Source organism: Limnohabitans sp. (assembly GCF_040401135.1).
Taxonomy (GTDB): domain Bacteria; phylum Pseudomonadota; class Gammaproteobacteria; order Burkholderiales; family Burkholderiaceae_C; genus Limnohabitans.
Genome location: NZ_JBBAOV010000004.1, coordinates 1 through 8,247 on the forward strand (window position 1 = coordinate 1; position 8,247 = coordinate 8,247).

At 56.4% G+C, this 8,247-nt stretch carries 8 protein-coding genes; 4 read left to right on the top strand and 4 right to left on the bottom strand.

Annotation, left to right across the window (positions count from 1 at the left end):
• Nucleotides 1-1,753: isoleucine--tRNA ligase (locus tag ABWP81_RS01940; RefSeq protein ID WP_353138770.1), on the bottom strand; the 1,753-nt coding region annotated here is incomplete at its 3' end.
• Nucleotides 1,754-1,828: 75 nt separating this feature from the next.
• Nucleotides 1,829-2,803 carry a bifunctional riboflavin kinase/FAD synthetase gene (locus ABWP81_RS01945; protein ID WP_353131502.1) on the bottom strand — a complete coding sequence of 325 codons (975 nt, stop codon included), beginning with the start codon at nucleotides 2,801-2,803 and terminating at the stop codon, nucleotides 1,829-1,831.
• Between the two features lie 111 nt (nucleotides 2,804-2,914).
• On the opposite strand from ABWP81_RS01945, the gene ABWP81_RS01950 reads away from it, so the two are divergent.
• The gene (locus ABWP81_RS01950) at nucleotides 2,915-3,472 is read left to right on the top strand and encodes an HNH endonuclease (protein WP_353131501.1); all 558 of its coding nucleotides are present in this window, start codon (nucleotides 2,915-2,917) and stop codon (nucleotides 3,470-3,472) included.
• A 422-nt stretch (nucleotides 3,473-3,894) separates the two neighbouring features.
• Nucleotides 3,895-4,755, top strand: coding sequence for a BRO family protein (locus ABWP81_RS01955; RefSeq protein ID WP_353138773.1), 861 nt, complete (start codon nucleotides 3,895-3,897; stop codon nucleotides 4,753-4,755).
• Here ABWP81_RS01955 and purN read toward each other — a convergent pair.
• Both purN and ABWP81_RS01965 read right to left on the bottom strand, forming a co-directional pair.
• The gene (gene purN, locus ABWP81_RS01960) at nucleotides 4,745-5,347 is read right to left on the bottom strand and encodes a phosphoribosylglycinamide formyltransferase (RefSeq protein ID WP_353138776.1); all 603 of its coding nucleotides are present in this window, start codon (nucleotides 5,345-5,347) and stop codon (nucleotides 4,745-4,747) included. The two genes, ABWP81_RS01955 and purN, sit on opposite strands and share 11 nt — an antisense overlap.
• A gap of 45 nt (nucleotides 5,348-5,392) precedes the next feature.
• Nucleotides 5,393-5,629: a DUF1653 domain-containing protein gene (locus ABWP81_RS01965; protein WP_353138779.1), complete on the bottom strand. Its 237-nt coding sequence runs from the start codon at nucleotides 5,627-5,629 to the stop codon at nucleotides 5,393-5,395.
• A gap of 20 nt (nucleotides 5,630-5,649) precedes the next feature.
• Between ABWP81_RS01965 and ABWP81_RS01970 the strand changes: the two genes are divergently transcribed.
• Together ABWP81_RS01970 and ABWP81_RS01975 are read left to right on the top strand one after the other, a co-directional pair.
• Nucleotides 5,650-6,993: an RsmB/NOP family class I SAM-dependent RNA methyltransferase gene (locus ABWP81_RS01970; protein WP_353138782.1), complete on the top strand. Its 1,344-nt coding sequence runs from the start codon at nucleotides 5,650-5,652 to the stop codon at nucleotides 6,991-6,993.
• 50 nt (nucleotides 6,994-7,043) lie between these two features.
• A partial coding sequence (locus tag ABWP81_RS01975; RefSeq protein ID WP_353138785.1) for a DesA family fatty acid desaturase occupies nucleotides 7,044-8,247 on the top strand: 1,204 nt, incomplete at its 3' end.

Consider the following 8,247-nt stretch of genomic DNA (forward strand, 5'->3'; position numbering starts at 1 on the left):
CAAAGTTGTAGGCATCTTTGTGGCTGCCGCGCAGCACGTGTTGGAAGGTGGAGCCAGAGTCAAACCACACTTCCAAAATGTCGGTGCTCTTGGTATAGCTGGCTGCCTCGTCACCGGGCTGGTTGAGGATGTCTTCTGCCGTCACGCGGCTCCAAGCTTCGATGCCGCCTTGTTCAACGATGTCGGCGGCTTGGTCCATGATGGCCATGGTGCGTGGGTGCAACTCGCCACTGTCTTTGTGCAAGAAGAACGGCACGGGCACACCCCAGCTGCGTTGGCGCGAGATGCACCAGTCGGGGCGGTTGGCAATCATGTCGCGCAAACGTGCACGACCGTTTTCTGGGTAGAAGTGGGTTTGGTCAATCGCGTGCAACGCGAGTTCGCGCAGAGATTTGCCGGCCTTGTCAGTGATGAATTTGCCGGTGGTTTTTTCGGTGGTGCTGTCAAACGCATCCATGCGGATGAACCACTGCGCTGCTGCGCGGTAGATGACGGGCGTTTTGTGACGCCAGCAATGTGGGTAGCTGTGCGTGATGGTTTGGGTGGCCATCAAGCGACCTGCGTTTTGCAACGCTTCCAGAATGACGGGCACAGCTTTCCAGATGTGTTGGCCACCGAACAGCGGGAAGTCAGCGGCATACGCGCCGTTGCCTTGCACTGGGTTCAAGATGTCGGTGTACTTCATGCCGTTGGCCATGCATGAGTTGAAGTCATCCACGCCGTAGGCCGGTGCGCTGTGCACGATGCCTGTGCCGTCGCCTTCGCCCACGTAGTCGGCCAAGAACACGGGGGCGGTGCGTTGGTATCCCGCGTCCACGTGTGAGAGTGGGTGGTTGAATTCAATGAGGCCCAGCTTGTCGCCCGTGGCGGTGGCGACAACCTGACCTTCGAGTTTCCAACGCTCTAAACATTTCTCGACCAACGAGGCCGCGCACATCAACAAACCACGCTCGGTGTCCACCAAGGCGTAGGTGATGTCGGCCTTCATGTTGAGTGCTTGGTTTGCAGGAATGGTCCACGCGGTGGTGGTCCAGATCACCGCGAACGCTGGCTTGTCGAGCTGGGGCAAACCAAACGCAGCAGCAAGCTTGTTGGGTTGAGCGCACAAAAAGGCCACGTCGAGTGTTTCGCTTTTCTTGTCGGCGTATTCAATTTCAAACTCGGCCAAAGATGAGCCGCAATCAAAGCACCAGTACACGGGCTTCAAACCACGGTAGACAAAGCCGCGCTCCATCACGCGTTTGAAAGCGCGCAGTTGGCCCGCTTCGTTGGCGGGGTCCATGGTGCGGTAGGGGCGCTCCCAGTCGCCCAACACGCCGAGGCGTTTGAAGTCTTCGCGTTGTTGGTCAATCTGCTCGGTGGCGAAGGTACGGCTCTTGGCCTGCATGTCGTCGCGGCTAAGTTTGCGGCCATGCAGTTTTTCGATGGCGTTCTCGATCGGCAAACCGTGGCAGTCCCAACCGGGGATGTATTGCGCGTCAAAGCCAGCCAATTGTTTGGACTTGACGATCATGTCTTTCAGCACTTTGTTCAGCGCGTGACCGATGTGCAGTTTGCCGTTGGCGTAGGGCGGGCCGTCGTGCAACACAAACAGGGGTGCTCCTTGGCGGGCCACGCGCAGTTTTTTGTATAAGCCTTCTTCGTTCCATTGCTTGGCCCAAGCGGGTTCACGTTTGGGCAAGTCACCTCGCATGGGGAACGGTGTGTCCATCATGTTCAGGGTGGCACGGTAATCGGTGGCTTTGTCGGTCATGGCTGTCTCGGGTCGGAGGCTCTAAAAAATAGGGAGGCGCGGGGTAATGTGCAGCAATAGGGGCTGCACGCCCCGTCAAATTCGGGCTGCGAGCCAGGTGCGTGCGTCGTCGCAGTCTTTGTGTATGCCTTGCATCAAGGCGTCCAGACCGTCGTACTTCAGCTCATCGTGTAGTTTGTGCAGCAGTTCCACGCGAATGATTTTACCGTAGCCCCCCTCAGCACCTAGGCTGGCGGGCCAGTCAAGGCAATGGGTTTCTAGCAGCACGCGGCCACCGTTCACGTCCGATGCGTCGAGTGAGGGGCGGATGCCCAAATTGGCCACACCCGCCAAGGGTTGATCGGTCAAGCCATGCACATGCACCACGAAGATGCCGCTGGCTGCTGGCTTCCAGTGCGTGAAGCGCAAATTAAGCGTGCGGCAGTTCAGCTCGCGGCCCAGCTTGCGGCCATGCACCACATGGCCCGAAATGGCATAGGGGCGGCCCAGCAGCTGCGCCACTTCGTGCATGGCGCCTCGGCCCATGGCCTCGCGCACGGCAGAGCTGGACACACGCAGGCCGCGCACTTCGTAGCTGTTCATGCGGGCCACATCAAACTTTAGGTCAGCGCTGGCAGCGTCCAGCATGGCGTAGTCGCCCATGCGTTTAGAGCCAAAGCGGAAATCGTCACCCACCAGCACATATTTGACGCCTAAGCCTTTGACCAGCACCTCTTCGATGAAGGCTTGAGGTTGTTGCGCTGCAAAGCTTTGGTTGAACGGCAGCACCACGCATTGGTCCACACCGCAAGCCTTTAGCTCGTTGAGTTTGTCGCGGAGCGTGGCGATGCGAGCAGGGGCAAGGTCTGGCTGCTGATGGAGCTTGGCAAAGAAGTCACGCGGGTGCGGCTCAAACGTCATCACGCAACTGGGTACGCCGCGGTGACGCGCCTCATTTTTAAGCAGGGCCAACATGGCTTGGTGGCCACGGTGAACGCCGTCAAAATTACCGATCGTCAAAGCGCAAGCTTTGGCCAATTGCGGGTGCTGAAAACCTCGGAAAATTTGCATAAATGTTGTGGAATGTGAGTGGCATAAAACCGTCACTCTTTCAGGTTATATTGTCACGGATAGATGGGCAATACCGAACGGTCGTTTTATGCAAGCGAATGGAGGTCAGGTTTGAAGGTCTTGAAACTGTCAGCCCAAGGGCTACCGCAGTCATGGATTTCACTAGAACAAGCGGTGATTCATTACGCGGCCGAAGAGGTACGTTGGGAATCCGGCGGCGAAGTGGCAGTGTTTCACGGCGGCACCAACGCCATCACAGGACAGCAGTCCATCATCGTGGTCAACAGCATCATTGGCACCAAGGGCGTGCCCAACATCAACCCGTTTGATTTGAAATCTGGCCTGACCAACGACAAACTTTTCAGCCGCGATCGCAACGTTTGCGCTTATTGCGGCGACCACTTTCACGAATCAGAACTCACGCGCGAACACATTCGTCCCGTGGGCCAAGGCGGCCCCAATGTGTGGATGAATGTGGTGACAGCGTGCAAATCTTGTAATCATCGTAAGGGCAACCGCACGCCTGAGCAGGCGCGTATGCCGCTGTTGTACACGCCGTATGAGCCTTCGCTGTGGGAGGACTTCATCTTGCGTAATCGCCGTATCTTGGCGGACCAGATGGAGTTTTTGATGGCGCATGTGCCTAAGAGCTCTCGACTCTTGGCTTGATTTGTTGCGTTCGCTTCGGCGAGGTGGCTGACTGCGGCTTCCTCATGCTGGAGTACCAGAAATCGTCAGCCGCATCCAGCCACCTCGCCTTCGGGCACTTGATTCGCGCAAAATAAAAGCCGCTTAAAGGCGGCTTTTAAAAGACTGTCGAGAGATATAGGGTGATTCAAATCACCTCACGGAATGAACCCGAATTTTGTCTATCAAAGTAATGATTTTACCTCTTGGGCTTAATATTGATTGGCAGGTTCTCCGCCACAGTCTTCTAATAAATCAAATACTCCTGGACCAGCATCTTTTCTACCGCTCAGTGGTGTGTAATTTGATTTTTAATAAAAATTTCTAATCATCTGTTGAACTACATTGGCATCAGCTTGCAAGTTAGCTTGCGCTGCAAATGCAATAAAAGAAGAGGTGATGTGATGAGTGGGCCAGACAACAATCATGAGTCTCGCGTAGCGCTTTTCCAAAGCCGCGAAATTCGTCGCACCTTACATAACGAAGAATGGTGGTTCGTCATCACCGACATCATCGCCGTGCTCACGGCGGCCGCCGATCCGTCGGACTACTGGAAAAAGATGCGTAGGCGCGACCCCGATTTGAGCCTAAACAGCCAAGGGGGGGGGCAAATTGACCCCCCCCTTGCGCTGGCGTTTGAGACGGCGGGTGGACGGCAAAAACTTCAATGCTGGAACACGCAGGGCATTTTCCGTTTGATTCAGTCCATCCCCAGCCCCAAGGCCGAACCCTTCAAGCGCTGGCTGGCTAAGGTGGGCAAAGAGCGCCTCGATGAGATTGAAAACCCCGAGCTGGCTATGGGCCGGATGCAGGAGCTTTACGAGAAAAAGGGCTACCCCAAGGAATGGATCGACAAGCGCTTACGCGGCATTGCAGTGCGCCAAGACCTGACCGACGAGTGGAAGCAGCGCGGCGTGACCAATCGCCAGGAATTCGCCATTCTGACCAACGAAATCATGCACGGTACCTTTGCCTTAAATGTTGACGAGTACAAGCAGGTGAAGGCGCTGGCGCGTGAAAACCTGCGCGACCACATGACCGACATAGAGTTGATTTTGACTATGTTGGCCGAGGCGACCACTACCAAGCTGCACCGCGACCGCGATTCCGTTGGTATGTTGCCGCTCAAGAAGGATGCCAAAGACGGCGGCGCAGTGGCGGGGCGCACGCGCAAAGACATTGAAAAACAGACCGGCAAACCGGTTATTTCTCAAGAAAATTTCAAACTGTTGGATGTGAAGAAGACTAAGAGTCTCAAGGGTTGAGAGTGTTTTTTAGCAACTCCGCCACCGCCTTCGGATAAATCAAATGCTCCTGCGTCAGCACCCGCGCAGCTAGGGTATCTGCGGTGTCATCCACCAGCACGGGCACCACGGCTTGAGCGAGGATGGGGCCGTGGTCTAGTTCGGCGGTGACGCGGTGCACGGTGGCTCCGGCAAATTTGCAGCCGGCTTCGATGGCGCGTGCGTGCGTGTTCAGGCCTGTGAAGGCGGGCAGCAATGAGGGGTGGATGTTGAGCAGTCGACCTTCATAGTGCGCCACAAAGCCTGGGGTAAGGATGCGCATGAAGCCGGCCAGCACCACGAGGTGGGGTTGGTGTTTGTCGATCTCTGCGATCAAGGCGGCGTCAAAGGCTTCGCGGGGTTGGGGATGGGCAGCGAAGGCTTTGTGGTCGACCACTGAGGTGGCAATGCCGCGCAGTTTGGCAATGGCTAAACCTTCGGCGTCGGCTTTGTTGCTGATGACGGTGCTCACACGGGCGTTGAGGCGTTTGGCCCAGTTGTGTTCATTTGCGGTGCGAATGAGGGCGGCCATGTTGGAGCCGCTGCCAGAAATCAGGATGACGATGTTTTTCATTGCCGAGAATTATCGCGGGGCAGGTAACGCCGCTGCATACAAGGCTTAGTTAGTTTTGACAAAGCGCTGTTGCATCACGCCGTCAATCAACACCTGTTCGTTAAACATCGCCGCAGGTCGCACCCACAGGCCGTGCGCGCCGTAAAGGGCGCGGTAAAGGGTCAGCGGTTCTAGCGTTTCGCTGTGGCGTGCTGTGCCAATCACCTCGTATTGGCCGCCTTTGTAGTGGCGGTAGAGGCCGATGGGAGTTTCAATCAGTGGGGGTAGGTCTTGGTCGTTCATAGGGTGGGACAATACACCTTATGCATCCAAAAGCCCTCCTTGAAGCTTGTACTGAGCTTGTTCGCCTCACTTTGAAGTTTGACCACCCTGCCGACGCGGTGGTGTCTAAGTTTTTCCGTGACTATCGTAAAACCTATGCCTTTGGCCCGCGCGAGCGTGCGGCTTTGGCCGAAACCACCTACAACGTGTTGCGCAACAAACTGCGCTTCGATCACTTTGCACCTTCGGGCTCTGGCCCCAAAGAGCGCCGCTTGGCAATTCTGGGTTTTGCCCAGCATCTAAAAGAACACGCAGCACCCCAGGCTGCTTCGACGCAGCCCAAGCGCCACCAACAACCTGGTAGCCAAGCGCTTGACTTTTTGATCAGCGCCTTGAACAAACAAGAAGCCGCTTGGCTCGAAGCCTGTGAAGCTGTGAGCCCTGCTGACCTGATGGAGCGCCATCGCCACAACATGCCCGAGTGGCTGGTGGAGCCGCTCAAGGCCCAAGTGGGCGAGGGCTTTTGGCCTTTGGTTGAGCGCCTGAATGGCGGTGCACCACTGGACTTGCGTGTCAACACCTTCACCGACAAACGCGCCGATGTGCAACACGAGTTAAAGCTTGCGGGCATCAAGGCTGTGGACACGCCGTTTTCGCCTTGGGGTTTGCGCATTGATGGCAAGCCTGCTTTGTCAGGCCTAGACGCGTTTTCGCGTGGCGCGATTGAAGTGCAGGACGAAGGCTCACAGCTGTTGGCTTTGTTACTCGACGCCAAGCGCGGCGAGATGGTGGTGGACTTTTGCGCAGGTGCGGGCGGTAAAACGCTGGCCATCGGCGCGTCGATGCGCAGCACCGGTCGCTTGTATGCGTTTGACACATCGGCACATCGATTGGAATCGCTCAAGCCTCGTTTGGCGCGCAGCAAGTTATCCAACGTGCATCCGTCCGCCATTGCGCACGAGCGCGATGACCGTGTGAAGCGCCTGAGCGGCAAGATTGACCGCGTGTTGGTAGACGCGCCCTGTTCGGGACTAGGCACCTTGCGCCGCAACCCTGATTTGAAGTGGCGTCAGTCGCCCAAAGCGGTTGAGGAATTGACGGCCAAGCAAACCGCCATCTTGGCCAGCGCCGCACGTTTGGTGAAATCGGGCGGCCGCTTGGTGTACGCCACTTGCAGTGTGTTGCCCGAAGAGAACGAGGCAATTGCCCAAGCCTTTAGCGCCACCCATCCCAACTTTGAGCCGTTGTCGGTAGCCGACACATTGACAGAGCTGAAAGTAGCCAATGCAGCCGCACTTTGCACGCCTGACGGCTTGTATTTGCGCCTTTGGCCCCACATACATGCAACAGACGGCTTCTTTGCTGCGGTTTGGGTAGCCAAATAAGGCCCGAAACTTTAAAATAAACTGTTAATTCACCGAATAGAAAGATATACATGTTGTTACCCAATTGGGCTTGGCTTGATGCCACGTTGAACTGGCTGAGCTATGGCTTACTGCATTTTTCTGGCTGGCAAGTCTTCATCGTCACCATGGTGCTCACGCATATCACCATCGCCAGCGTGACCATTTATTTGCACCGTCATTCGGCACACCGTGCGCTGGACTTGCATCCGGTTGCATCGCACTTCTTCCGATTCTGGTTGTGGCTCACCACGGCGCAGGTGACCAAAGAGTGGACCTCCATTCACCGCAAGCACCACGCCAAGTGCGAGCAAGCCGACGACCCACACAGCCCGCATGTGCACGGCATTAAAACCGTGTTGTTCACGGGCGCAGAGCTGTACCGTAAAGAAGCTGAAAACCTCGAAACCCTCGAGCGGTTCGGCCACGGCACTCCTAACGATTGGATGGAACGCAACGTCTACACGCCGCACTCGGTGCTTGGCGTGTCGTTGATGCTCGTTATCCACTTGGCTTTGTTCGGTGCTTTAGGCTTGACCGTTTGGGCGGTGCAGATGATGTGGATACCCATCACCGCGGCCGGCATCATCAACGGTGCAGCGCACTATTGGGGCTATCGCAATTTTGAGGCGCCAGACGCCAGCACCAACATTTCGCCATGGGGCATCCTCATTGGTGGCGAAGAGTTGCACAACAACCACCACACTTACCCCACCTCGGCCAAGCTGTCGGTCAAGCCTTATGAGTTCGACTTGGGCTGGCTGTACATCCGTATTTTGGAAACCTTTGGTTTGGCCACAGTCAAAAAGTCTGTGCCCAAGTTGGCCTTTGGAGATATCAAACCCGTGGCTGACGAAAAGACCCTAGAAGCCGTCATTGCCAACCGCTACGAAGTGATGGCCAATTACGCCCGTCAGCTGCGTTTAGCCATGAATCAAGAGCTGGCCAAGCTGCCCACTTTGCCCTCCGACTCCGTGTTGGCTGCAGCTAAGCGCTGGATGCATCGCGACGCCGATAGAGTGCCCGCTGCTGTGTTGGCACAGCTGGCTGCTGCGCGTGCAGCGTTGCCAGACGTGGACACCATGGTCAAGATGCGCGAAGAGTTACGCCAGCTCTGGCTCAACACTCACCTCAACCGTGCCCAACTTGCGCAAGACTTGCAAGCTTGGTGCAAACGCGCTGAGGCCAGCGGTATTGCGGCTTTGCAAGAGTTCTCGATGCAGATGCGTGCGGCAC

Bases quoted from the DNA above. Each gene is read 5' to 3' on its own strand.
- ABWP81_RS01970 (WP_353138782.1), top strand. From the start codon at position 5,650: ATGCATCCAAAAGCCCTCCTTGAAGCTTGTACTGAGCTTGTTCGCCTC.
- purN (WP_353138776.1), bottom strand. From the start codon at position 5,347: ATGAAAAACATCGTCATCCTGATTTCTGGCAGCGGCTCCAACATGGCC.
- ABWP81_RS01955 (WP_353138773.1), top strand. From the start codon at position 3,895: ATGAGTGGGCCAGACAACAATCATGAGTCTCGCGTAGCGCTTTTCCAA.
- ABWP81_RS01945 (WP_353131502.1), bottom strand. From the start codon at position 2,803: ATGCAAATTTTCCGAGGTTTTCAGCACCCGCAATTGGCCAAAGCTTGC.
- ABWP81_RS01965 (WP_353138779.1), bottom strand. From the start codon at position 5,629: ATGAACGACCAAGACCTACCCCCACTGATTGAAACTCCCATCGGCCTC.